The organism is Methylomonas sp. HW2-6 (genome assembly GCF_052474525.1).
Window position 1 is genome coordinate 1671004 of the sequence record NZ_CP184124.1, and the last position, 25412, is coordinate 1696415.

13 protein-coding genes and 1 riboswitch are annotated in these 25412 nt (G+C 55.8%); of the genes, 12 read left to right on the plus strand and 1 reads right to left on the minus strand.

Annotation, left to right across the window (positions count from 1 at the left end; translation table 11 throughout):
* Positions 1-78 precede the first annotated feature (78 nt).
* The 12 genes from ACH518_RS08740 (at position 79) to ACH518_RS08795 (ending at position 21936) form a co-directional block, all read left to right on the plus strand.
* A complete protein-coding gene (locus tag ACH518_RS08740) occupies positions 79-1119 on the plus strand; it encodes a hypothetical protein (RefSeq protein WP_445372596.1) in 1041 nt (346 codons plus the stop codon).
* 296 nt (positions 1120-1415) lie between these two features.
* The gene (locus ACH518_RS08745) at positions 1416-2378 is read left to right on the plus strand and encodes a hypothetical protein (RefSeq protein ID WP_445372597.1); all 963 of its coding nucleotides are present in this window, start codon (positions 1416-1418) and stop codon (positions 2376-2378) included.
* Positions 2379-2747: 369 nt separating this feature from the next.
* Positions 2748-3596, plus strand: a complete 849-nt coding sequence (locus ACH518_RS08750; protein ID WP_445372598.1) for a HEAT repeat domain-containing protein — start codon at positions 2748-2750, stop codon at positions 3594-3596.
* 654 nt (positions 3597-4250) lie between these two features.
* On the plus strand, positions 4251-5828 hold the full coding sequence (locus ACH518_RS08755) for a fatty acid--CoA ligase (RefSeq protein ID WP_445372599.1): 1578 nt from the start codon (positions 4251-4253) through the stop codon (positions 5826-5828).
* A gap of 122 nt (positions 5829-5950) precedes the next feature.
* A complete protein-coding gene (locus tag ACH518_RS08760; RefSeq protein ID WP_445372600.1) occupies positions 5951-6847 on the plus strand; it encodes a TauD/TfdA dioxygenase family protein in 897 nt (298 codons plus the stop codon).
* Positions 6848-6914: 67 nt separating this feature from the next.
* A complete protein-coding gene (locus ACH518_RS08765; RefSeq protein ID WP_445372601.1) occupies positions 6915-7811 on the plus strand; it encodes a TauD/TfdA dioxygenase family protein in 897 nt (298 codons plus the stop codon).
* Entirely contained in the window at positions 7808-8353 is a 546-nt protein-coding gene (locus ACH518_RS08770; protein WP_140913760.1) for an FcoT family thioesterase, read from the plus strand. The genes ACH518_RS08765 and ACH518_RS08770 overlap by 4 nt, the downstream gene beginning before the upstream one ends.
* 68 nt (positions 8354-8421) lie before the next feature.
* Positions 8422-13590 carry an amino acid adenylation domain-containing protein gene (locus ACH518_RS08775; RefSeq protein ID WP_445372602.1) on the plus strand — a complete coding sequence of 1723 codons (5169 nt, stop codon included), beginning with the start codon at positions 8422-8424 and terminating at the stop codon, positions 13588-13590.
* 75 nt (positions 13591-13665) lie between these two features.
* A complete protein-coding gene (locus ACH518_RS08780) occupies positions 13666-18678 on the plus strand; it encodes an amino acid adenylation domain-containing protein (RefSeq protein WP_445372603.1) in 5013 nt (1670 codons plus the stop codon).
* Position 18679: 1 nt separating this feature from the next.
* Positions 18680-19687, plus strand: a complete 1008-nt coding sequence (locus tag ACH518_RS08785; protein ID WP_445372604.1) for an ABC transporter permease — start codon at positions 18680-18682, stop codon at positions 19685-19687.
* Positions 19688-20014: 327 nt separating this feature from the next.
* A riboswitch (cyclic di-GMP riboswitch) is annotated at positions 20015-20091 on the plus strand.
* A gap of 99 nt (positions 20092-20190) precedes the next feature.
* Complete coding sequence (locus ACH518_RS08790; RefSeq protein ID WP_445372605.1) at positions 20191-20949, plus strand: hypothetical protein; 759 nt, start codon at positions 20191-20193, stop codon at positions 20947-20949.
* A 201-nt stretch (positions 20950-21150) separates the two neighbouring features.
* Positions 21151-21936 carry a VPLPA-CTERM sorting domain-containing protein gene (locus ACH518_RS08795; protein WP_445372606.1) on the plus strand — a complete coding sequence of 262 codons (786 nt, stop codon included), beginning with the start codon at positions 21151-21153 and terminating at the stop codon, positions 21934-21936.
* 297 nt (positions 21937-22233) lie between these two features.
* Here the strand turns inward: ACH518_RS08795 and ACH518_RS08800 are convergent, their stop codons facing one another.
* The gene (locus tag ACH518_RS08800) at positions 22234-25395 is read right to left on the minus strand and encodes a type I restriction endonuclease subunit R (protein WP_445372607.1); all 3162 of its coding nucleotides are present in this window, start codon (positions 25393-25395) and stop codon (positions 22234-22236) included.
* Between the last annotated feature and the right edge of the window lie 17 nt (positions 25396-25412).

The following is a 25412-nucleotide window of genomic DNA, read 5'->3' on the forward strand; positions in this document are numbered from 1 at the left end:
CAATCCTGCAATGGGTTTGTCGTCCTCGGTAGTTTATGAGCAAACCTAAATAGTTAATCAATTTATCAGGAAAAATTAATGAAAAACGTCAATCTAAAAATGATCAAAGCCGGACTTTTTACCTTAACCGGATTGTCTAGCGCTCTGTTGGCTTTCGATGCAAGTGCGGTTTGCGGTGGGTCGGCATCCGTTACCTTGAACAAGGGTGTTTTAGCTTCAATGCAAGGGGATTCTACTAAACGCATACCTGCTGGTTCAGTCTTTTCTCCAGTCCCTTCAAACAGCGATACCGGCACCGGCGCATGGTCAACTTATGGCAACCGCTACATCTATCTGAATGCCTTTATCGAAGAAAGAACCGGTGCAACACCTTCACCAACCACATGGAGTTATTCAGGCACGGTCCCGGATAATACTACTCCGACCACTAATGCGCCTGGTGTAAACGGCGATGCGGCAGGAACCGACTATTACGGCCCTTATAGCCTGCCAGTGGTATGCGCAACCTCGGCGACGCCTAACTACACTTCGACATTTAAAGTTGGTAATACCGTTTCAAACTACAGCGGCGTTACGGGAACAGGTAATATTGGATTGGCTGGGGTGTTCAAATTTCGCAGCTCATTTCAAAATCCAACCCTATCTTTAAGAATGGGTAAACTCAGGCTTACCAAAGTAGGTACAGACTGGGAGCTATGGGATGATCATAATGGGCTGAGTTTCCTCAAGCTTACTGAAGTTAACTATGTTCATACCGCGGCAACTAAAACCGTCACCCTGAAAGCCAACCTTCGTTTTGCCGATGCCGTTGATACTTGGCTCACTCCTTCGTCTGCCAATACCACCGATTGGGGACGATGCTACCGGGGGACGCCAAACAGTGCTCCATGCGCTGCACCCGATGGCGGCACAGGCACTTGGTGGATCACTTCCGGCCTAAATTCAACGGATAATGCGCTAATGATGGGTCCCGGCACCGGCCTTACCACGCCAACAGGTACAGGCGTATTAACTGGACTTGTTCCCAATGCTTATAAAACTTCGGCAGGCGCAACCCCTACTGGTTCAGAGGCTCTTGCTTTAGTCGGTAGAATTTCTGTGACATATACCTACAACTAAAAGTCTATTGATTCAGTTTTACTAGACTGCGGTTGATCGATAAATTGAAACCATTTGAGTGAATTAGCAAAACACCTCGGGTGGTTTCAGTTTTAAAGCGCGGTAGTTTGAGGTTACCGCGAGTGAAGCCCAATAATTCGAAGCGGCAAATGTTGGGGTTCGAAAAATTACCCACCACCTGCAAAAATCCACCATACCTGCAGCTAGCCAAGCCTGATTTATTTTCAATAAGTTTTAATTAGCTTTAAATTCATTGCACCCTTTTTGTCCATCTTAGTTTAAAAGGAAAATTGACTATGCCATCAACAAAACCCGTTAAAAAACACGCATTATTAGTTTTGATAAATTCGCTGCTACTATCCACGCAAGTTTTCGCCTCAACAGTATTCGAACCCACTTATTTCCCTCCAGGGTTTATAGGCGGGGAAGCGCATTTGACCTATGACCGTCAAGCCTGGGCCACCTTGCTGCCGACGCGGGCTCGAACCGATATCCATGGAATCCCCATAGAGGGGTCTGAAGGACCGACGTCGGATACCAAGGGCAATCGTTTTTTATATCCGCAGCTATTTTTGGATCATAACTCGCCTACCGCCATTAAGCGTTCGGAGCTTGCCTCGGAGGCGCGTATAGCCAATGGCACAGCCGATCCGGAAGCCGTGGCGCAATGGCGTATCTACAATCAAGATGAGTGGGTGCCCCTTGATCAACCGCCAGGCGGCTTTACCATGCAAGTCGATGATTTGCGAGCAGGGGTCTGGTGGCCTGAAAAATCCGGTTGGGTACCCAGCAGTTATAATCCCTATCCCGGCGAGGAAACGCCTTTAACAATCGGCCTGGGCGGCTCACTGCGCCTGCACAGCGATTTTATCGCACCGGGCGCCTCGCTGTGGTTTGCCAGCCTGGATATCCGCCTGCAACAAGATCGGATGACTCAGGAATACAAATGGTACATCGGTAGCAGTGGCGGCGTGGCGCCTGGAAGCATATTTGAACTAATCAACCCGGTGTTCGGCGTCGATCCGACAACGGGCTATACGACCTTAAGCGCGGATTACAAATGGGGCGCGTCTCAATGGAGTAACTTTTTTCATTTCAATGCCTATCCTGGTGATATCACCGAGAAAGTGATGGGGCATATTACGATGAATCTCGGCGCGGAAACGGCACCGGTGCCGGTGCCCGCAGCCGTGTGGTTATTCGGAAGTGCCTTGGCGGGCTGGCTGGGTTTTAAACGCCGTACCGCACTACCTGCTTGATAGACGTTTTTAGTGGCTTGGAGCAGGCGGCAATGGACGCAGCACGCCTGCTTCAGCGGGATACCTTTCGTTTGCGAAGCTTCGCGGGAGTCTTTGAAAATTATGCCTAATTCCAAAATTTTATCGCTGTCTCTCCTTATGGCGGCATTCGGTGCCGGGTATTGCGTTCGCGGAATTGATTTCTCAGGCGCAGCGAGTCTCGCCAATCAAAGCGCCTCTGAGCCCACGACACCACGCCCGCTTGCCGCCAACCGCAAAAGCGAGCAATCGGGCAAAATTTCACGACTGGCAGCATCGGCATCCGGCATTCGCCTTTCAGAACAGGCTGTAAACCGTGGCACTGCTGTTTCTCGGACTCAGGCTTTACCCATGGCTGAGACTGAAGCAGCCCCTCGGGACACGCATGAATTATTGGGGGCTTTGGACGCCAAACTGGCGCAAAATCCGGATATGGACGCTTTGCGCAATAGCCCGGAATTCCAGCAACTCATCGCGCATTTACAAAGCGATCCGGCTGCGCGCAACCAAGTCATCTCCCAATTCCTGCATGCCAGCGGCACAGATTTAGGCAACACCTTGAGCGAAATATTGGCCATGTCCGGCGGCGTAGAAGTGATGCCGGAGCTAAAAGACGCCGCTTCGCAACTCCTGCGCGACGGCAACGACGAGCAACGCTTGAATGCCTTGCAGTTGATCGGCGGCGCGGCCGGCAACGATCCTAAACTTCGTTCGCAAGTCATAGACATGCTGCACAAGGTTGCCGATAGCGATCCCCGGCTGGCCAGCGCGGCGATTTCCAGTTTAAATCGGCAAGGCGTCTCCACCCGCACCGAGCATCAGGACGTGATTCGAGCGGTTTCGCCGCTGGCCGCCAGTGCCGATCCCGAAGTGCGCCGCAATAGCTTACAAGTGCTGACACAATGGACCGGCAAAGACCAGTCCACGTTGGAAATTTTTACCAAAGCCGCGCGGGATTCCGATACTGGCGTGCGCAGCTTGGCGGTATCGGCGCTGGGTAACGGCAGCTTTAGTTACGAAAATGTCCGCGATTCCTTGTTAGCCGTACTCCAAAACCCGAGCGAAGACCTAAAAGTCCAAGCCGCTGCTCAACAGGCCCTTTCGAGTTTTCCATTGGACGAACGAGCGCTCAAAATTTATCAGGAGTACATGGCAAGCGTTAAAACGGAAGGAGGCAGCGCAAGCGGCGCTTTTAATTGAAGTCACGGCTGACTGGGCAGTTACCCTGCTTGAAGTAGTGGCGGGTTGGAATCACGGGAGCAAGGGCAGACCGATGCCGACGATCCAAATTATTAAGGGTATCTGGCTGCCGGCGCTCCGGCTCAAGCCAATTTGGGTTTCAACTAAACCATATTCCGAACCAATTCCGCTTCCTGATCGTGGCTGATTCAAGCCGCTCCCGCGCGGCGGGCACCTATCTTCATTTCATCCGCCTGATCCTCCTCCCGATCGTCAAGCTGCAGTATTGGCCATAGATGCCGGTCAGCCGGTTTGGCGAAAAATTCCCTGAGATCGGATTCCGATATTTCGGCAGCAGCCAGGAAAGGTCTTATCGTCCGCTTCGATGCTCGGGCTGGCTGAAAACGAGCGCGGTTTTTGAGCTATGTGATTTGACTCAAAAAAATTACGCCAAAACACCCATTTTTCTTGCTAGATATGTTGGCGGCCGGTTACGCCGCTGAGCGGGGCCGATTTGCCGGTTCAAGCCCGGTGAGCTTAGTCAGTTTTTAATTAAATAAATTTAATTAAATCAATATATTGAGTTTTATGTGCCGATTTATGCTGCCACGGAAATTCCGGGTGGCATTCTAGTTGCTTTATGTAAAAGCATCATACTTATCTCTAGCAAGCACAATGACGTTATCAGCCCCGGAAACTCTGGCCGGAATCTCGGCTTGGCAAGCGCAACAGCGTGGCGATGCGACCGCTTTCGTGTTCGAAGACTGTCGTTCGACGTTTGGTCAGTTCGACCGGCATGCCAATCAAGTTGCTGCCGGATTAGTCGCCGAGGGGATTATGCCGCAAGCTCGGGTTGCGGTTTTAGCCAAGGACAGTATCGACAGCTATCAAATTTTATTTGGCTGCGCCAAGGCGCGGGCCGTGCTGATCGGGATTAACTGGCGCCTGTCCGCGGCGGAAAGCGTTTATATCCTGCAAAACGGCGAAGTCGAAATCGTGTTTGTGGCTAAAGATTTTCTCGAACGTGTTGCCGCGGCAAAACACGCACTGCCGCGGCTGCGCACAATTGTCGTGTTAGACGCGGAACTGGGCGAATACCCAAGTTTTCAGGGTTGGCGGGACCGGTTTCCGCCAACGCCGCCGGCTTTGCAGCCTCGTCCGGAAGATGTGGTGGTGCAAATGTATACCAGCGGTACCACCGGCCATCCGAAAGGGGTGCAGTTGCAAAATGATGCGTTCTTCAGGCTGATGCGGGGCATGCGCGAACGAGGCGACCTTTGGATGGATCTGAATCCGGAAGACCGGCTGTTGATATCGTTGCCGCAATTCCATATGGGCGGGATCTGGTGGGCGATACAGGGATTCATTGCCGGCGCGCAAGGCATTGTCATCGACACCTTTGTGGCCTGGAAAGTGTTGGAATTGATCGAGCGCCACCGGATCAGCAAAGTGCCGATGGTGCCGGCCATGATTCAGACCACGCTGGCGGAACCGACCTGCGATAGCACGGATTTGTCGTCGGTAAAGGGCTTTCTCTACGGCGGCTCGCCGATCGCGCCGGCCTTGCTGAAGAAGGCGATGGCGCGGTTCGGTTGCGGCTTTTTCCAAATCTACGGCATGACCGAAACCGGCAATATGGCGGTCTGCTTACGCCCCGAGGACCATGAGCCGGCAAACCCCAAGCGTTTGGAATCTGCCGGCCGGGCTTTGCCGGGGGTGGAGCTGCGGGTGATCGACGCCGAAGGCCGTTGCCTGCCGCCGCTTGGGATAGGCGAGATCTGCATCAAGTCGCCGGCCAATATGGTCGGATATTGGAACAATCCGGCGGCAACGCGGGAATGTCTGTCCGCCGACGGTTGGGTTCGCACCGGCGATGCCGGTTATCTCGACGACCAGGGCTATTTGTTTATCTGCGACCGGCTCAAGGACATGATCATTTACGGCGGCGAGAACATCTATCCGGCCGAAATCGAAGCTGCGCTATGCGAGCACGACGGCGTCGCCGAGGCGGCGGTTATCGGCGTCCCGGACGAACGTTGGGGCGAAGTCGTTAAGGCGTTTGTGGTGTTGCGACCGGGTTGGACGATCAAGCCGCGAGAATTGATCAATTTTACCCGCCAGCGCATTGCCGACTTCAAAGCGCCGAAATCGATCGACTTTCTGGAAAAGCTGCCTCGGAATCCAAGCGGAAAAATATTGAAGCGGGAATTGAGGACGCCTTACTGGACCGCACAATCCCGGCAAGTCAATTAGGCCACGCCCGCTATTGGCGGCCGACTTGGATTGCAGGGCCAAATCGGTAGCGTCGTGCGCCAGTCGACACCTGCCGGGAGTACCAACCCACCACCATCACTGGAGCTTATAGGAGTGCCTGAATGAGCGTTGAAACCATCGAAATCGAAGTGATCGAGTCTAAACCCGGCAAAATCGGTGCCGAAATCCGTGGCCTGGACATAAACGCCTTGTCCGCCGAAGCGCCTGAATTCGGGATGATTCGGAGTCTGATCTACCGCAATAAACTGGTCGTGTTGCGTAACCAGGAACTGGACGAAGCCAAGTATGTGGCATTCGCCCGTAAACTGGGCCGGCCGCAGGTTTATTTCCAACCGCAGTACCACCATCCGAATTACCCCGAAATTTTTGTTTCGTCCAACGTGCCGGATCAAAACGGCAACAAAATCGGCGTGTCCGGTACTGGAAAATATTGGCATACCGATTGTGCTTTCGAAAAACATCCTTTGTCGTTTACCTCGGTTTATCCCTTGGTATTTCCGAAAATGTCGCGGGAAACTTCGTACATCGATATGGTGCAGGTGTTGAAAAATCTTCCGGCGGAATTAAAACAATATGTCGAAGATAAAACCTATATTCACGCCGGCCAACTCAGATATAAGGTTCAGGCCAGCGATATCGATAAATCGCTGGCGGAGTTACTGGAGCGCATCAATACCGAAGTGCCTCCGGTCGAACATCCGGCCGTCATTCAACATCCGGTAACCGGAGAATTCTCGTTGTATATCAGTAGCGGTTTTACGATAAAAATCGCCGGACTGGACCATGAAGAAAATCAAATGGCGCTGAAGGCATTGTTCGAGTTTATCGAGCGGCCCGAGCACGTGCATACCCATTATTGGGAAGAGGGCGATTTAATCATTTGGGATAACCGTTCGGTGATTCATAAGGCCTCGGGGGTTAAACCGGGCGAGACCAGCAAAATGTATCGGGTTGGTATTTACGACGATTTGCCTTTTTACGTTGGTATCGGCAATTGACGTTCGAGAATATATTGCCGGTAATACTGTTTACTTTTGGCGAAATTATTGAAATTGGAATAAGCGAATGACTACTGAAACTTCAGGCCTGGAAATTAAAGAAGCAAGGCCCGGTAATATCGGCGCCGAAATTATTGGATTGGATGTTAACGAATTGTCTGACCATGCGCCGGAGTTAGCGCTGATAAGGCAGTTGATTTATAAAAACAAACTGGTGGTGTTGCGCGGTCAAGAATTGACGGCGGAACGTTATGTGACGTTCACCCGCAAACTGGGTCGGCCGCAAGTGTATTTTCAGCCGCAGTACCATCATCCCGACCATGCCGAGATCTTCGTCTCGTCCAACGTGATAGAGGCGGACGGCAAAAAGCTTGGCGTGGCGGGCACCGGGCGCTACTGGCACACCGATTGCGCGTTCGAACCCCACCCGCTGTCTTTCACGTCGGTCTATCCCTTGGTGTTCCCGAAATCCGCCCGGGAAACGTCCTATATCGACATGGCCGCGGTATACGCAAAATTGCCGGCCGAATTAAAAGCCTATGTCGAAACGGCAAGCGCCGTTCACGAAGGCAAACTGCGTTACAAAGTTCAAGCGTCGGATATCGACAAGTCGTTGGCCGAGTTACTCGACCGGATCCATAACGAAGTACCGCCGGTTATTCATCCGGCGGTGATACAGCATCCGGTCACAGGCGAAAAGATTCTCTATATCAGTAGCGGTTTTACCACCAAATTGGCCGGTTTAACTTACGAAGAAAATCAAAAGGTAATGCAGGCCTTATTCGACTTCGCCGAGCAGCCGGAACATATTCATACGCATTATTGGGAGGAAGGCGATTTGATTATCTGGGATAACCGGCCGCTGGTGCATAAAGCATCTTCGGTAAAACCGGGCGAGAAAAGCAAGAGCTATCGCATCGGTATTTACGACGACTTACCTTTTTACGTAGGAATAAACTCATGAGTGCAATTACTGAATTAGCGGAATGCGATGCGCTGACGTTAACCGATATCGAAGGTTCCTTCGTCAATCAGGTATTGTCGCCATATCGGCAGCACTGCCAATATCTGAAAAAGGCTTATTTTCAGCAGCAAGAAGGGCTGGGATTACAAGGTATGTTGATGAATGGCGAGTTTTCGATTCCGGAATCCTGCTATATCGACGATACCGGGCATTTTAACGCCGTCGAATACAATATTTGTTACAACCAAATCGCTTATGTTCATTTGGGATATTGCATCAAGCACGGTTTAATTCCGGAGTTAAACGAATACGAGCCGGATTCTTTTTTCGAGAAGCAGTTGTCCAACTTTCTAATTGCGAATTTAAACTCCAGCTATCAAAGCTTTATTAATGCCAAACGGTTTTACGGAACCTTCGGCATTAGTTTGGTGAAGAAAACCTCTCGCTGCACGTTTTTGAAGACGTTCTGCCATTTTCACGACGACAAGCTTGGCAAATCCAAAGGCGAGGTAACGTTGGCGGTGTTACGCCCGGATGCTTAACGGAACGCCGATTCCGCACATCGATTTTGCGCCAACTATCCATAGTTTTTGACTCTATTCAGACCACGATGGGGACGGATATACAGTTTGCGGACGCCTACTGCGAAGCGCATGAAGCATTCAGCGTGTTAGACCGGCTTGCCCAAGCGCAGCCGGATTTGCGCCGACGCATCTTGATCGATTTTATCCGCGGTTTGCTGGTCGAGTTTTTGGAATTGGACGATCCCGACGATGTCGCCGACGACCGGAACTTCGGCGAACTCGGCGCAGACTCCATGCAGGCGGTCGACTTTAAAGTGGAACTGGAACAGCGCTTGCACTGCGCGTTGCGGTCGACCGTGCTATTCGATTATCCGCGTTTGGACTTGCTTGCGGATTATTTGCTTGCGGAGGTGTTGGACTTGGCGGCGGTGGCGACGGACTGCCGGCCTGTGACTGTGCCGGCGGCATTGGTGGTGCGACCGCAGCCGGCGCAAGCCGCCATGGCGATTGCCGTGGTCGGCATGGCCGGGATTTTCCCGGAAGCCGAAAATGCCGTTGCGTTATGGCAAAAGGTGTTGACCGGGGTGCCGTTGCAGGTCTCGGGCCGCTCGGAAGCGCCGGAACTTGCCTATGGCCGAATCGACCTTGGCAGGCGGCACGCGCCGGAGGCATTGCCGATCTCGGAAGCCGAGTATGCAGCCTTGCCGCGGCAGGAGCAATTGCTGTATCGGTGTATCGCGGACGCTTTGCTGGAGTATCGGCTCGACCTTGCGGGATTGGCGAACACTCCGACCGCGGTTTTCATCGGCTGTCGGGAAACGGCGCCGACGGCAGACGTGGCGTATCGGATTCCGCTTGCCAACAAAATTTCGTTTCGGCTGAACCTGAAAGGGCCGAGCGAGACGGTCAATTCCTTTTGCATCAGCGTCTACCTGGCCTTGCACCGGGCGGTGCAAAGTTTGCGGGCCGGGGAATGCCGGCAGGCGATTGTCGGCGGCGTCAACCTGATTGCTGCGGACGAATTCGCTCAGGCGGCGCGACAGGGACTTTACCGCGATATTCTCAGCCGCGACAACCAGACCAAAAGTTTCGGCGCTACCGCCAACGGTTATCTGCGTAGCGAAGGCGGCGGCGTGTTGATCCTGAAACCCTTGGCCGATGCCGAGCAGGATGGCAACCGCATTTTGGGCGTAGTCAAAGGGTCGGCGGTTTACCACGGCGGCCGCGGCTATTCGTTCGAGGCGCCGAATCCGCAAGGGCTTAAGGAAGCGATTCGATTGAGCCTAGCCAATGCCGGCTGCAGCGCCGACTCGATCGATTACGTCGAGGCGCACGGTATCGGCAATCCGATGGCCGATGCGTTGGAATTGGGCGCTGTCGACCAAAGCTACCGGCAAGCCAGCGCCGATTCCGACAAACGCTGGCACGTCAGCAGCGTAAAACCCAGCATCGGCCACCCGGAAGCCGCTTCCGGGATGGCGTCGATTATCAAAGTGTTAAAAGCTTTTGAGCACAGCCTGTTGCCCGGTATCGCCGGTCTCGATGCGGTCAATAGCGATTTGGCCGCCGGGCATGCGTTGATTCTGCAACGCCAGGGTCGGCCTTGGCCGAGTTCCGATCAGCCGAAACGCGCGGCCCTGAACAGCTATGCCATCGGCGGGGTAAACGCCCATGTCGTTCTGGAGGAATACCGGGCCGACGCCGCGGTTGCCGCCAGCGGCATCACCCAGCGCGCAGCGCGGGCCTCCGATCGGCCCTTGGCGGAGTTGGGGCTCGATCCATCCAGCGCCGCGGTGCTAGCCGAGTTGGTTCAAGACATTTTTAAGCTGGAGCTGGGCTCGCTCGACTTGTCGCTTTCCCTGATCGATTACGGTTTCGATTCCATCGACGTGGTGCAGTTCGTCGGCCGTTTGAACGAGTCGCTGGGGTTGGACATCAAATTCAGCCAGGTGCTGGGTGTCGACGACTTTGCCGGGTTTTTTGCGCTGTTGGCGCTGAAACTGCAGCAAAAAACGCCGGCCGGCAGCACCGGCTCAAGCGGGGAGACGCCGGGTTTGGCCGATGCGGCTATCTGCGGTCCGTTGTCGGAGGTGCAAAAGGGTCTGTGGTACGTCAATCAACTGGCGCCGGAGTCGATCGCGTTTAACGTGCCGTTGACGTTCAAAGTCTCAGGCAACGTCGATGCCGTCTTATTGCAGCAAGCGCTTGCGGCGATGCTGGCCGAGTACCCCATGCTTACCGTGGCGCTCGAGGTCGACGCCGAGACCGGCGCTTGCGTGCAGCGGATTCGGCCGGTCGCAGCATGTATCAACTGTCACGAAATGCGACTGGAATCGGCGGCGGTGCTGGACGCCTGCTTGTGGGAATTGTTGCGGCAGCCTTTCGATTTGTCCAAGGACGCGCCGGTCAGGCTGTATGCGATCGATGCGGCCGAGTCCGGGACTTACGTCTATTTCGTCATTCACCACATTGTGTTCGACGGCACCTCCGGGGCCTTGTTTATCGCCGCGTTCTGGCAGAAATATCACGCCTTACGGGCCGGTGCGACCTTGGTTTGCCGCGCTCCCGATCTGGCGTTTCTGGATTTTGTCGATTGGGAACGGCGCTATCTGGCCGGCGCTGACGGGGCGGCAGACGCACGCTGGTGGCGTGAATTATTGGCCGATCGAGCGGCGACCTTGAATCTGCCTTACGATTATTTGCCGCAAGCCAGTTTGTCGGCCGCCGGTATCGGTTGTCAAAAGTTCAGGCTGGACGGTGCCGAGCTGGCAGCCCTGAAGCGCTTGGCGACGCGTGGTAAAACCAGCTTGGCGGTGTTGTTCCTGGCGTTGTTTCAAGTCTTTTTATACAAGCTGACCCGGCACGCGGCGCCGGCGGTGACGACGCCGGTACGCGGGCGGCCCAAATCGGCCTACGAACACAGTATCGGTTGTTACATCAACGTCATGGTCGTACCGTGCCAAGTGCAGCCGGCAGCTTCCTTCAATCAGTTAATGCAGCAAGCCCGGCGCCGGTTTTTCGAGTGCCTGGACCATGCGCACTATCCGTTTCCCAGGCTGTTGTCGGACTTGGGCTTGCATTTGGCCAATCCCCAGGAAAACCCGTTTCCGGTGTCCTACACCTACCAGAATTTTTTCGACGAGCTGTTACATAACGCCGACGCGCTGCAGGGCGTCGAGACTTTTTACGAGGTGTTTCAGCAAACCGAGGACAATTACACGCTCGAAATTTACGATTTCAGGCACAGCCTGCAAATCAACATCAAGTACAAGCGCAGCTTGTTCGACGATGCCAGCGTTGTCCGGCACTTGGCCTGTTTCAAACAGTTAATGGCCGGTGTGGTTGCCAATCCGGATCAAGCCGTCAGCGCCATCGAAATCCTGCCGGCGGCCGAAAAGCAACGTCTGTTGACCGGGTTCAATGCGACGCAGACGGTCGCGGTTCCCGCCGCCTGCCTGCACCAGCTATTCGTCCGCCAGGCGTTGAAAACCCCGGAACAGGTGGCGGTGATCGGCGAGGAGAGTTCGCTCAGCTACCGGGAACTGCACCAGCAAAGCGACCGGCTGGCCGTTTATCTGCAACAGCTTGGCGTCCAGGCCGATACCCTGGTGGCGGTGTGTCTGCGCCGTTCGCCGCTGATGCTGGTCGGCCTGCTGGGCGTCCTCAAGGCCGGCGGCGCCTATCTGCCGCTGGACGCCAACACCCCAACCGAACGCGGCAAACTGCTGCTGGCGGACAGCGGCGCCAAACTGATATTGACCGAAGCGGCGCTGGAGTCGGCTGCCGGCGAGATGACCCAGGGCCTGGACCTGCCGCGGGTTGCCGTGGACCGGGACTGGCCGCGGATCGCCCAAATCGACGAGCCGCCGCGGCAATTGGCGCGTCCCGAGCATCTGGCCTATGTCATCTACACTTCCGGTTCCAGCGGCCGGCCCAAAGGCGTCATGGTCGAGCACCGCAACGTCGTCAATCACAACCTGGCCGTCATCGCCGCCTACCAACTCAGCGGCAGCGACCGGGTGCTGCAATTTTCGACCATAGGCTTCGATATTTTCGTGGAAGAAGTGTTTCCGACCCTGCTCAGCGGCGGTGCGGTGGTGATGATGGACGGCGAACGCTTTACCGACGCCGGCTACCTGAAAAGCCTGGTACAGCGGCAGCGGGTCAGCCTGATCAACCTGCCCACCGCCTACTGGCATACGCTGGTGGAGCAAGACTTCAGCGACACCGCGCTAAGCCGGGTCGTGATCGGCGGCGAAAAAGCCGAAGCCGAAAAGTATCGGGTCTGGCGGCAACGCAACCCGAATATCCGGGTCATCAACAGCTACGGCCCGACCGAAACCACCGTCATCGCCACGCTGTACCCCATCGAAGCGGCCGCCGCCGACCAGCCGATCCCGCTGGGCCGGCCGCTGGCGAACACCCAAGTCTACGTCCTGGACAGCGACCTGCAACCGGTCCCGATCGGCGTACCCGGCGAATTGCACATTGCCGGCGCCGGTGTTACCCGCGGCTATCTCAATCAGCCCGAATTGACCGCCGAAAAATTCATCGCCAACCCCTTCGGTCCGGGCCGGCTGTACAAGACCGGCGACTTGGTACGCTGGCGCGACGACGGCCAGTTGCTGTTCATCGGCCGGCAAGACCAGCAGGTGAAAATTCGCGGCTTTCGAGTCGAACTCGGCGAAATCGAACAGGCCTTGCTATTGCATCCGAACATTCGCCACGCCGTCGTCGTTGCCCGGGAATTTGCCGGTGGCAAACAGTTGGTGGCCTATTTCCAGGCCGGGATAGCGCTCGAGACGGCGGAATTGATCGCTTATTTGCGCCAGCGCTTGCCCGATTACATGGTGCCCGCCGCCTGGGTGGCGTTGGCGCAAATGCCGTTGACCGATAACGGCAAGGTCGATCGCAAAGCGTTGCTGGCGCTGCCGGTCGAGCGCTCGGCAGAGGCGGGTTACGTCGCGCCGAGCAACGCCATCGAGGCCACTTTGGCCGACATTTGGCAGGACGTATTGGGTATCGGCCGGATCGGGATTCAGGACAATTTTTTCGCGTTGGGCGGCCATTCCTTGTTGGCGATCCAAATCGTGTTGCGGGCCAAGGCGGCGTTGGGTGTCGAACTGGCGCTAAGTACTTTGTTCGAGGCGGCGGACATTCAACAACTGGCCGTGGCGATTGCGAACAGCGGCCGCGCCCCGGCCGAAGATTCGTTGGCTAACTATCTGAAACATCTGGAGGCATTCGTTGTTTAACGGCATACGGCATCGGTGGTGCGATTCGGTTTCTGATCGCAGCCTGGGATTCATCCAATTCGCGGCAGCAAGTCCATGTTGAGCGAGTTGATCGCTAACGGCGCGCGCTTGACCGGGTCGCCGGCCGGAGATTTGTGCGTCGAAGCCGGCGCCGGCCTGCTGACCGACGCGGTGAAGTCCGCGCTAAAGGCGGAGAAGGCCGGGGTTCTGAGCTATCTGGCCGGCGACAAGATCGCCTGTCAGTCGTTTTCGCAGGAGCGCTTGTGGTTTCTGGACCGGCTGGGTTTCGGCGGCCAATACCATGTGCCGGGTTTGGGCAAGATCGAAGGGCCGTTGGATATCGGCGCGCTGGCCAAGGCTCTGGATTTTATTTACGCCCGGCACGAAGCCTTGCGCACCAATTTTTCGGTGCTGGACAACACGCCGTTGCAACGAATCCGGCCGGCGGCGGCGGTCGCCATCGAACAACACGATCTCAGCCGGTTTAGCGGCGAACTGCAACGCCGCGAACAAAAACAACGGCTGCAAAGCTTTATCGAGCAGCCATTCAATCTGGAGACTTCCGCATTATTCAGGGCGATGCTGCTGCGCCTGGCGGCGGAAACCCACATCCTGGCCTTGTGCTTGCACCACATCGTGACCGACGGCTGGTCGATGCGGGTGTTATTGAACGATCTGGCGGCAGCCTACGCCGCGTTTGTCGAAGGTAAACCGCCCGCGTTGCCGGCCTTGCCGGTCGATTACGCCCAGTATGCCGGTTGGGAGCGGGAAACCCACACGGATGCCAAACTGACGCGCGAACTGGCTTACTGGCAACGCCAGTTATCCGGTTACCAGAATCTTGAGATGCCGTTGGATTTTGCGCGTCCGGCTAGCGCCAGCGGGCGCGGCGCTTACTTCCAGTTCGAGTTGAGTTCGGACCAGGGCAAATTGGTTAAACAAGCGGCCAGGACGCGCAAAACCACTCCGTTCACCTTGTTTATGGCCGCGGTCTATCTGCTGTTAAAAAAATACAGCGGCCAGGACGACATTTGCTTGGGCATGCCGGTGGCCAACCGCAATCAGCGCGAAATCGAAGCTGTCGTCGGTTTTTTCGTCAATACCGTGGTGATGCGGATTAACCCGCTGGAACAAACCGGTTTGACGGTGAACGCCTTGCTCGAGCAGGTTCACACCGTGATTGTCGAAGGCCAGGAAAACCAGCAGGTGCCGATCGAGAAGATTTTCGATTTGCTGCAACCGGAGCGCGATTTAAGCCGCAGCCCCTTGTTTCAAGTCCTGATCAACTACACCCCGCTTCGGCTCAGCGGCTTACCGTTCGGCAATTGCCGCCTGGAGCCCTTGTTCGATTTCGAGATCAATGAAGCGAAGTTCGAGTTGACCTTCACCTATAACGAATTCGAAGACGAGCATGCGCTGATCGGGATCGAATACGCCGCCGATCTGTATCGGCCGCAGACGGTGCAGCGGATGGCGGAGCATCTGACCAGCATCATGCGCTACCTGGTCGAGTCGCCGCACGGCATGCTCGAGGAACTGGAGCTGCTGGATGCCGACGAACGGCGCAAGATCCTGGACGACTGGAGCCGCTCGACCGCCAATCAGGTTCCCGACGCCTGCCTCCACGAGCTGTTCGTCCGCCAAGCCTTGAAAACCCCGGAACAGGTGGCGGTGATCGGCGAGGAGAGTTCGCTCAGTTATCGGGAATTGCACGAGCAAAGCGACCGGCTGGCCGTTTATCTGCAACAGCTAGGCGTCCAGGCCGATACCCTGGTGGCGGTGTGTCTGCGCCGTTCGCCGTTGATGCTGGTCGGCTTGCTCGGCATTCTAAAGGCCGGCGGCGCCTATCTGCCGCTGGACGCCAATACCCCCGTCGAACGTAGCAAAGTCTTGCTGTTGGACAGCGGCGCTCGATTGTTGTTGACTGAAGCCGGCCTGGTCGAAGGCTTGCGTGAGATCCGCACCGGTCCGGCGATTCAGACCGTGGCGCTGGATAGCGACTGGCCGTTGATCGCCCAAAGTATCGGGCAACCGCGTCCCAGCGCGGCTCCCGAGCATCTGGCGTATGTGATTTATACCTCCGGTTCCACCGGCCAACCCAAAGGGGTGATGGTCGAACACCGCAACGTGGTCAATCACAATCTGGCCGTCATCGCCGCCTACCGTCTCAACGAGCGCGACCGGGTGTTGCAGTTTTCGACGATCAGCTTCGATATCTTCGTCGAGGAAGTGTTTCCGACCCTGCTCAGCGGCGGGGCGGTGGTGATGATGGACGGCGAGCGATTCACCGATGTGGCTTACTTAAAAAGCCTGCTGCAACGCCACCGAGTCAGTCTGATCAACCTGCCCACCGCCTACTGGCATACCCTGGTGGAGCAAGACTTCAGCGACACCGCGCTGAGCCGGGTGGTGATCGGCGGCGAAAAAGCCGAAGCGCAAAACTATCGGGCCTGGCGGCAACGCAACCCCAACATCGCGGTGATCAACACCTACGGCCCGACCGAAACCACAGTGATCTCGTTGCTGCATCCGATAGATCCGGCCCACGAGCCCGACCAAGCGATACCGCTCGGCAAGCCGCTGGCCAACACCCAAGTCTACGTGCTGGACAGCGCACTCAAACCGGTGCCGATCGGCGTGCCGGGCGAACTGCACATCGCCGGTGCCGGCGTCGCTCGCGGCTATCTGAATCAGCCCGAATTGACCGCGGAGAAATTCATCGCCAACCCGTTTGGGGCCGGCAAACTGTATAAAACCGGCGATCTGGTGCGCTGGCTGGACGACGGCAACCTGGCCTTTATCGGCCGCCGCGACCATCAGGTCAAGATTCGCGGGTTTCGGGTGGAATTGGGCGAGGTCGAAAGCGCGTTGGCCGAGCATCCGGCGGTTCGCTTGGCCGTCGTCATCGTCAGCGAACGCCAAGGCAACAAACAATTGTTGGGGTTTTATACCCACGCCGGCCAACCGCCCGAGCCAGAAGTCATGAAGGCTTTTCTGCGCCAAACCTTGCCCGATTACATGGTGCCGCTGGCGGTGCTGGCACTCGATACCCTGCCGATGACGCCGGGCGGCAAAATTGACCGTAAGGCACTGGCACAGCAAGCCGAGAGTTGGCTGGCCGGGCGCGGGGATTTCAGCCCGCCGCGCGGCCAACTCGAACAACAACTGGCCGAGATTTGGCGGCAGCTGTTGAACGTCGAGCGGGTCGGCGTGAACGACAATTTTTTTGAGTTGGGCGGCCACTCCTTGCTGACCGTGCAACTGATCAGCCGGATTAACGCCATTCTCCCCGACAGCTCACTGAATCTTGCCGATATTTTCAAATATCCGACGATAAAAGCCTTGACCGATTATCTAGAGCGCCCGCTGGAAAAACTGACCAATTCAGCGTATTTGCTTAATCTGCGCTCGGGGATTCCGACGTTTATCGTGCCGGGCATGCCCGGCTTGAGCGACGGCTATTTCGAACTGGCGGAGTGCCTGAAGCGGGAAGGGCCGGTTTACGGCTTGCAAATGAAAGGCTATAGCGACGAGCCGCCGGCGACGACGGTCGAGGACATGGCCGCGCACAATATCGCCCAGATCGAACGCGTCTGGCCGCAAGGGCGGATCAATTTGTACGCGCACAGTTACGGCGGCACCGTGGTCTACGAAATGCTGCGCCAGTTGCAAGATTCGGCCTACGAAATCGGCGAAGTGGTGTTGATCGATAGCGGTTTGTTGCTGCGGCAAAGCAGCGTGGACAAGGCCTCGGTCAAGGCATTCTGTAACTTCATGCTGACGAACGCCGGTATTTCGCCCGAGCCCTATCGCGGCGCGATCGCCGAAATTTTAAAAACCAAGCCCTACGCGGAGTGGAAAGACTGCTTTGCGTCATTATTGGCGGACATCATTCCGAATCTGGACGCCGGGCATTTTCGGAAAATCTGGCAAGTGACCGAGGCTTCGATTACCGCCCGTTACCGTTACACCGCCAAGTTGCCGTATCGGGTGACGCTGGTGATCGCGGAAGGCAGTAAAGGTTGGTTGGCGGCCAACGAGTGGAACGATTATTTTCAAGCCGTCAATGTGATCAAGGCCAAGGGCGAACACTTCTCGGTGGTCAAGCAGCCGTATTGCGCGGCGTGGTTGCGAGAGCTGAATCCCGAAGCGGCGGCTCAGTCGTCAATGCTCGCCGCGCCGCCGCTGGTCGAGCCGGACCAGACTAGCAGTCTGCTGAGCGTCAGAGGCTTGGAGAAACACTATGGCGAAGTGGCGGCGGTTGCCGGCGTCAGTTTCGAGCTGCAAGCTGGGACCTGCTTTGGCTTGCTGGGGCCGAACGGCGCCGGCAAAACCTCCACGCTGGAAATGCTGGAGGGCATACTCAAACCGAGCAAAGGCGACATCCTGTTTCGCGGCAAACCGATCGATAGACGCTACAGCCAGCACATCGGGATTCAGTTTCAACATACCGCCTTGCCGGAAACCTTGACGGTGAAGGAATGCTTGCAACTGTTTCAGAAACTGTACCCGCGTAGTCTGCCGCTCGACGACATTATCGAGGCCTGCGCGCTAGGGGACTACATCAACCGCGATTCCCGCAAGCTGTCCGGCGGCCAGCGGCAACGCTTGTTGCTGGGCATCGCCTTGATCAACGATCCGGACATTTTGTTTCTGGACGAACCGACTACCGGTCTGGACCCGCAATCGCGCCACAACTTCTGGAGCTTGATTCGGGACATCAAACAGCGCGGCAAGACCATCGTCCTGACCACGCATTACATGGAGGAAGCCGAGCAGCTTTGCGACGAAATCGCCATCATGGATCAAGGCCGAATTATCGTGCAGGACACGCCGGAGAACTTATTGCAGGAATATTTCGACGGCGTGCTGATCCGTCTGCCGCGGGCCAGCGGGCTGGCGGAGCTTCCAGGCTTGCCGTTCGCGGTGAGTGCCGGCGCCGAAACGGTGGAGTTCGTCACCGCCAATGTGGAAGCGGCGATCTCCCAACTGACTCGACTGAATATCTCGTTGGAAGGTTTGACGGTCGCCACGCCGAATCTGGAAAACCTGTTTCTTAAATTAACCGGCCACTCATTGAGAAGTTGAGATGAAGCATTTTTTGGCACTGCTAACAGCCCGCAATATCGAATTGATCCGCGACAAAGCCACCTGGGTCTGGAATTTCGTGTTTCCGGTGGTGTTGATCGTCGGCATCGCGGCGATATTCGACGACAAGGATACCGCGCTGTTCAAAGTGGGCGTGGTCGGCGAGGCCAGCGCGCAGATCAGCGCGTTCAAGGCCACCCAATATTTGCAGTTCATCGACTACCCCGAGCTGGATAAGGCGCTAGCCAAACTGCAGCACCATCAGTTGGACATGGTGATCCGGGGCGGTTCGGAAAGCGGTTACTGGATCAACGACAGTGCCGCGCAAGGCTACTTGTTGGAAAAAATCCTACTGGCCGGCGATCAAGCCATTACCTGGAAAAAGCAAGTGGTTTCCGGGCGGCAGGTGCGCTACCTAGACTGGGTTTTGCCCGGCATTCTAGCGATCAATATCATGCACAGCAGTCTGTTCGGCGTCGGTTTCACCATCGTCAGATACCGTAAAAACGGCGTGCTTAAACGCTTGAAAGCCTCACCGGTCAACGCCTTCGAATTCCTGTCGGCGCAAGTCGTCAGCCGGTTGGCGATGTTGATGCTGGCGATCGTGCTGCAATTTGTGGCGATGCACGCCTTGTTCGACTTTTTAGTCCAGGGTGCTTTTGCGCTGTTGGCGCTGATTGCGGTACTCGGTTCGGTAACCCTGATCAGCCTCGGCCTGTTGATGGCGAGTAGAACGAGTAGCGAAGAATTGGCCTTGGGCATCCTCAACCTGCTGACCTTGCCGATGATTTTGCTTTCCGGGGTCTGGTTTTCGCTGGAAGGCGCGCCGGCGCTGTTGCAGAACCTGACGCTGATTTTCCCGCTGACCCACATGCTGCAAGCCGCGCGCGCCGTGATGATAGACGGTGCCGGATTAAGCGATATTGCGCCGGCGTTGTTGACGCTCTCGGCAATGACGCTGCTGTTTCTGACCAGCGCTGCGCTGCGCTTCAGATGGGTGGAAGAGTAGCACCCGGAATCGCGTCAGTTCCGGCGGCGGCGCGGGATTTCACGCGGCGATTGCGTGAGATAACTTAGTTTTCGAGGACCGGCGCCGGATTCGCCGTGCCAAGCCTTGTTATTCCAGGCGAATCAGATTTGGCCTAGTGTTTGCTCGTCGCTAATTGATTCGAAAACCCGACTTTAATCTGCCTTCGCGGCCTTTCCGTTGCAGCGTCGCTACGCCGCAACTCCGCCTGCGTTTTGTGAGGAGATCGTCGGGAGCTCGAGTTATTGGAAGGAATTGCTGGAAGCTCAGGAAGTAATCGTTCGCGGAAGCAGCGATGCCGCAAGGATTGCGGCGCAACGCCACACCCGCCGCGAGGCGGAGCCGGAAAGCCACGGGTCTTGGAACAAGACGGCCGGGTTACCGGCGGGCAAGGTTTGCCGATAGACACGGCGTCGGCCGCGTCGATTTACAAACTTGGAACCCGCCGCATAACTTAACCATCGATAAATCTACAAGGAAAAACCATGTATCTATTTAAAAAACATAGCCACAAATTGGCCTCGGCCGGCGTTCTGGCAATCGGTCTATTCGGCGGACTGTTGACAACAACCGATGCCAACGCGGCTCTTGTTAGCGGCGTGGCGAATTTAACAATCGACAATTCCGCCTTTACTTCGGCTGTACCGGGTAGCGAAGGTTGGTATATCGCTAATTTCTGGGATAAAAACCATAACGCCACGCCGATCACTCTGGATACAACCGGAGGTGTCGCGCTGAGCCAGACCGGAACCTTTAGCGTGTCGTTGGCGGTCAATACCAATACCTCGACCATCAACTACGGGGCCGCTCGCAAGCAACAAGCCACGACGATGGACGCCGGCAACACCGCGGCCGGTCAAATCGGCTTGAGCGGTGCTTTCCGGATGGAGCCGGCGGCTGGCGGCACCTATCTCAATCCCGCCGATTTCTTTTTGAAAAAAACCGCCGGTCAATGGGACATCTATACCTACAGCAGCGGCTTTGGCCAACCGGCACTGTTCCGTTTGGTCAATGCCTCGGAATCGGTTAACGCCAACGGCGAGTTATCGCTGAGCGGCGACGTGTATTTCACGGCTCAATCCTTTTCCTGGAACTTGCTGTTGAATGGTAGCCAGTCGGTCAAGCTGGGTACTTTCAGTCTGGCGCCATCGGCAGTGCCGGTACCGGCGGCCGTTTGGCTATTCGGCAGCGGATTGTTGGGGCTATTGGGTTCAGCGCGCGGAAAAATCAGATTGTCCGCCTAAGCCGCCAGCCGGCACCGTCGTCGATCTGCCCGGCAATATCGGCGGTGCCGATCCAATTTATCCCAGCCGCCAGTTACACCGGTTCAATCCCGGCGTCGGATGTAGCGCCGAGCGTTGAACGCTTTCGCCAGCAATGGCGCGGGCGCCTGGGATTTTCAGTTAGGGCCGGTATTGAAATCACCTCTAAATCAAGGAAACAAAATGAAATCTTTAAACGTTGTCGTGATCGCCGCATCGCTGCTCGCGACATCCGCGCACGCCGCCACCGTGGCCGGCGGTTCGTTGATCCTCAACCTGGACCGGAACGCGTTCGCAGCCGGAATCGACTTGGATAACACGCCGGCGCCGTCGATTTATGTAGAAGAGTATTTCGACGCTTCGGCGGCTTCGAAAACATTTGCGCAGTTGCGCGACTCCAACACGCCGGTCGATCTCACGAACTATACGGCGAACGAAATCTCCGCAATCGGCCTTGAGTTCACCGTGAACGGCGCAAGCGTCGCACCCAATCCGACCAATCGGCACAACAGCCCGACGACTTTTAGCTTCGATCCCAATAACATCGCCGCCACCGCGACCGGAAACATCGGCTTGGCCGGCGGGATGCGTTATCGAGTCGATGTCGATCCACCGACCAACAGAGTCTTAATGGCCGATATGATCCTGGCATATAACCCGGCGGAGCAGCAAAAAACGCCGGAAAGTTCGGCGTGGGTAATCTATAACCAAGTCGGTTTTTCGGCCGTCGCTTTCGAATTGTTCGACGTGACAACGCAGTTAAACGGCAATGTTCTGACCTTGAACGGCAGTTTGGGGTATGGCTGGGGCTTCGATCATCTGGGCGCCGAAGTCGCTAGAGCCGCCAACGCCCGCATCGGCACCTTCAGTTTTCAAACCACGGTAGTCCCGCTGCCTGCCGCCGTCTGGATGTTCCTGAGCGGCGCACTCGGATTGGGCGCGGCCGGCTATCGGAAAAAAGCCGCTTGATGCGGATGTCGATAAACGAACGGCTGGGTTATTCCGAGTCGTTCATCGGCGTTGTTACGGCCTGAGCGACACTGTCAGCCGATGTTGAGAATTTTCCGCGAATGGTTGTCGAAAAGTTCCCAATTAGAACCTAGGTTTGTGGGGATGCTGAGGCCTTTTTCCGTTGCTTGAACCGGTAGGAGTCGTTGCCAGTTTCAAGGATGCCGCCGTGATGAGTAATACGGTCTGGCAAGCATAAAAAACCCGCGAAGCCAGACCCTTTCGCAGGGTTTGATACGTCTTCGGTATTTCCGGGGCCTATTGGCCCGCGCTCCAAGCCTCGCTGAGCACCTCGGCTTGTTTTAAACACAATTCAACCGCTTCATCGGCTTTATCCGGCGGATACTTCCAGCGCCGCAAAGCCCTTCTGACCAGATTCCGCAATCGGGCCCGCACACTGTCACGCTTGGCCCAATCGACGGTGGTGCTGTTGCGCAATTGCTCGGTAATGTATTTGGCCAGTTCGCGCAGGTTGTTATCGCCCAGCTCACGTACCGCCGATTCATTTTGAATCAAAGCCCGGTAAAAGGCGATTTCGTCCGGATTTAACCCCAGTTTTTCGGCTTGCGCCCAATCCGCCTGCATGTCCTTGGCGATGGCTATCAGCTCTTCGATGACCTGCGCGGTTTCGATGGCGCGGTTATGGTATTTGCGCAACGATTCCAGAATGCGCTCGGAATATTTTTTCTCGGAGACCACATCGGTTTTCATGCGGGCTTTCACTTCATCGCGCAGCAAGCGCTCCAACAAATCCACCGCCAGATTTTTTTCCTTCAGCTTTGCGACATCATCCATAAACTCTGGCGACAGCAAGCCAATATTCGGCTTGTCCAAACCCACCAAACTGAAAATATCGTCCACACCCTCAGCGACTATCGCGTTATCGATGATCTGCTTCAGCGCCGAATTTTTCTCTTCATCGCTGCGGCGTTTATCCACCGTGGTAAATTTGCTAATCGCCGCTTTGACCGCACTGAAAAACGCGATTTCCTTTTTCAGCGGCTCGACTTCGTCCAGCGTCGAGCACAAGGTATAGGCACTGCTCAACGCGGTCATCACATCCAAAAAGCGCTTTTTACCGTCCAGTTCGCCACTCGCGCCTTGCAAACTTAAAATATGATTCATCGCGCCGGGCAACAGCTGCAAAGCCTGGGTTTCAAACGCGCTGTAATCAAAGCCCTGCATCATGCCCTGCACAATATCCAGTTTTTCCAGTAGCAGCGCATAGGCCTCGTGCGTATCGAACGTGGGAGCGCCTTTGCCTTTGGAATCGGTATAGGTTTTCAGCGCCTGCTTCAGCTCGCTGGCGATGCCGATATAGTCCACCACCAAACCGCCGGGCTTGTCTTTAAATACCCGATTCACCCGTGCAATCGCCTGCATCAGGTTATGGCCTTTCATCGGCTTGTCGATATACATGGTATGGCAACACGGCGCATCAAAACCCGTCAGCCACATATCGCGGACAATCACCAATTGCAGCGGGTCGCCCGCGTCTTTAAAGCGTTTTTCAAACAGCTTTTTGGTGGTTTTGCTATAGATATGCGGCTGCAACTTGGCATGGTCAGAGGCCGAACCGGTCATGACAATTTTGATCGCCCCCTTGTTGGGGTCGGCATCGTGCCATTCGGGCTTAAGCGCCACGATGGCGTTATACAGCTCCACACAAATATCCCGGCTCATGCACACCATCATGGCTTTGCCCGGCATACTGGCAATGCGAGTTTCAAAATGACTCACCAAATCCTTAGCCACCTGTTCCACTCGCGGCGCACTGCCGACCAGCTTTTCCAAGGCCGCCCATTTGGATTTGGTATTTTCGCGGCTGGCGATGTCTTCTTCGTCTTCGATAACCTCGTCCACTTCCGCATTCAAAGCTTCGATGTCTGCCGTGTTGATGTCCAGCTTGGCCAGCCGCGATTCATAATAAATCGGCACCGTCGCGCCATCATCCACCGCGTCTTGAATATCGTAAATCGACACATAATCGCCAAACACCGCCCGCGTGTCTTTATCTTGCGCGGCAATCGGCGTGCCGGTAAAACCAATAAAACTGGCGCTGGGCAAGGCATCGCGCAAATGTTTGGAATAACCAAAGGTGTACTGACCCTTGGCATTTAATTTGGCCTTATCGCCATACTGACTGCGGTGTGCCTCATCACTAATCACCACGATGTTGTGGCGATTACTCAATACCGGATGGCTGGTTTCATCGACCAGCAAGGCAAATTTTTGGATGGTAGTGAAAATAATCCCGCCCGCTTGCCGCGCCGCCAGCATCTCGCGCAAATCGTCACGATCACCCGCCTGCACCGGGGTTTGCTTCAGGGTTTCGACTGCCATACTGAAGGTATTAAACAACTGACCGTCCAGATCGTTTCGATCCGTCACCACTACGATGGTGGGATTATTCATCTCCGGTTGCGCCAATAGCTTGCTGGCATAACACACCATCGAAATCGACTTGCCCGAACCCTGGGTATGCCACACCACCCCCGCTTTCCCGGAACCCGGCACCACCCGCTGTGCATAATCGGCGCGGGGCTCGGCGGAACGGTTTCCTGTCTGTTGCGCCGCAATAACGGTGGCTTTCACCGCCTCGCGCACCGCATGAAACTGATGATACCCGGCGATCTTTTTAATCAGCTGGCCGTCGTCCTGCTCAAACAAAATAAAGTAATGCAGATAATCTAAAAACAACTCCGGCTGAAAAAAGCCCTTCACCAAGGTTTCCAGGCGGTATTCAAACAGCGGCTTGTCGTCTTCATTCGCCAGTGTGCGCCACGGCAAAAACCGCTCTTTGTTAGCGGTCAGCGAACCCACCCGCGCATGTAAACCGTCACTCACCACCAGCGCCGCGTTAAAAATGAACAAATCGCTGATCTCATCCTTATAGGTTTGCAACTGCTGATAAGCCGCCCAAATATCGGCGTTTAGGTCTGCCGGATTCTTCAGCTCCAGCACCGCCAACGGCAAGCCATTGACAAACACCAGCACATCCGGGCGGCGGTGGCCTTTGCTGCCGGCCAGCGTGTATTGATTCACCACCAAAAACTGGTTATTGCTGAGCGTGGCAAAATCCAGCAACGCCACGTAATCGGTTTTTTCCTCGCCGTCGATTTTAAAATCAACCTTCACACCCTCTAATAACAGGCGATGAAACACATGGTTGCTTTTGATTAATACAGGGGATTCCGGCTTGGCGATTTGCTGGGATACGCGCTCCAGTACATCGAGCGGAATATGTGGGTTGATTTTTTGCAGCTGGTTGAGCAAGCGCTCAAACAACACCACTTGCCGGTAATCGACCCGCTCCGGGCGGTCGCCATCGGGGGCAAGGTCATAACCGTTCACATAGCTATAGCCTATGGCTTGAAACCAGGTTAGGCAGAGTTGTTCCAGTTGGTCTTCCGAGATCATGTACTGTCCTTGCAGCG

Coding starts and splice junctions, on each gene's coding strand:
- ACH518_RS08740 (WP_445372596.1), top strand. CDS start 79: ATGAAAAACGTCAATCTAAAAATGATCAAAGCCGGACTTTTTACCTTA.
- ACH518_RS08745 (WP_445372597.1), top strand. CDS start 1,416: ATGCCATCAACAAAACCCGTTAAAAAACACGCATTATTAGTTTTGATA.
- ACH518_RS08750 (WP_445372598.1), top strand. CDS start 2,748: ATGGCTGAGACTGAAGCAGCCCCTCGGGACACGCATGAATTATTGGGG.
- ACH518_RS08755 (WP_445372599.1), top strand. CDS start 4,251: ATGACGTTATCAGCCCCGGAAACTCTGGCCGGAATCTCGGCTTGGCAA.
- ACH518_RS08760 (WP_445372600.1), top strand. CDS start 5,951: ATGAGCGTTGAAACCATCGAAATCGAAGTGATCGAGTCTAAACCCGGC.
- ACH518_RS08765 (WP_445372601.1), top strand. CDS start 6,915: ATGACTACTGAAACTTCAGGCCTGGAAATTAAAGAAGCAAGGCCCGGT.
- ACH518_RS08770 (WP_140913760.1), top strand. CDS start 7,808: ATGAGTGCAATTACTGAATTAGCGGAATGCGATGCGCTGACGTTAACC.
- ACH518_RS08775 (WP_445372602.1), top strand. CDS start 8,422: ATGGGGACGGATATACAGTTTGCGGACGCCTACTGCGAAGCGCATGAA.
- ACH518_RS08780 (WP_445372603.1), top strand. CDS start 13,666: ATGTTGAGCGAGTTGATCGCTAACGGCGCGCGCTTGACCGGGTCGCCG.
- ACH518_RS08785 (WP_445372604.1), top strand. CDS start 18,680: ATGAAGCATTTTTTGGCACTGCTAACAGCCCGCAATATCGAATTGATC.
- ACH518_RS08790 (WP_445372605.1), top strand. CDS start 20,191: ATGTATCTATTTAAAAAACATAGCCACAAATTGGCCTCGGCCGGCGTT.
- ACH518_RS08795 (WP_445372606.1), top strand. CDS start 21,151: ATGAAATCTTTAAACGTTGTCGTGATCGCCGCATCGCTGCTCGCGACA.
- ACH518_RS08800 (WP_445372607.1), bottom strand. CDS start 25,395: ATGATCTCGGAAGACCAACTGGAACAACTCTGCCTAACCTGGTTTCAA.